Raw genomic sequence first — 738 nt, 5'->3', positions numbered from 1 at the left:
TCAATAAGGCTGAACTCTTTTGTTTCGTTCATAACAATTTTTTAGGGCGAATGTTTGTTTTTTTGTCTTACGATACAATCTGTTCTTAGATAAGGAGGGAATAGATTGTAAGACAACGAAATTGGATAATGATCATCATTCGGCTACTTGAACCAAAAGGAATTACGATGAAGACCATGTTCACATTTCTTTCCAAATATTGATTTATCAAAAGTAATGAACTTTCTAAGAAAGGTGGTGAAAACAATGGCTAGAAAGAAAGCAGTGAAAGTATTACGTAAACAAAAGAAAAGAGAAACCATGCAACGATTCACTCAAAAACAAAATATCGGACGAGCGTGCCTCACAGCTAAAGAATTTCGTTTACTTCAGCGCATGTCGCATAGTTCAAAAGCATTGCGAAATGTTGGATTGTATACCATTAAACAAAGTTACCTGAATAATAATAAGATTGCTACTGTAAAAGAAGTGGACACTGCTATGCAAGCCGATTTGAATTACTGGGGCATGCAATCAAACTCTGTTCAAGCGATTCGTAGAGCCTTATTTACAGAAGTGAAGAGCTTTTTTAAGGCATTGGAACAGTGGAAGAAAAAACCTGAAGCATTCACAGGTCGTCCTAAGTTTCCAAATTATTCTCGTTCTACTGATAAACGAATTATTGAAATCTATCAAGTTCCAAAAGTGGATGAGAACGGGTATTGGATCATTCCGATGAGTGTGGCATTCAGAAAAAAA

General features: G+C 35.6%; 1 pseudogene. It reads left to right on the top strand.

The annotated features are described in order from the left end of the window. Positions 1 to 246: 246 nt before the first annotated feature. Positions 247 to 738, top strand: a pseudogene (locus GFJ36_RS29825) (RNA-guided endonuclease TnpB family protein); the annotation flags it as partial.

This window comes from Bacillus sp. EE-W1, from assembly GCF_009760835.1.
Classification (GTDB): Bacteria; Bacillota; Bacilli; order Bacillales; family Bacillaceae_G; genus Bacillus_A; species Bacillus_A wiedmannii.
This window is presented reverse-complemented; position numbering and strand designations above follow the sequence as displayed.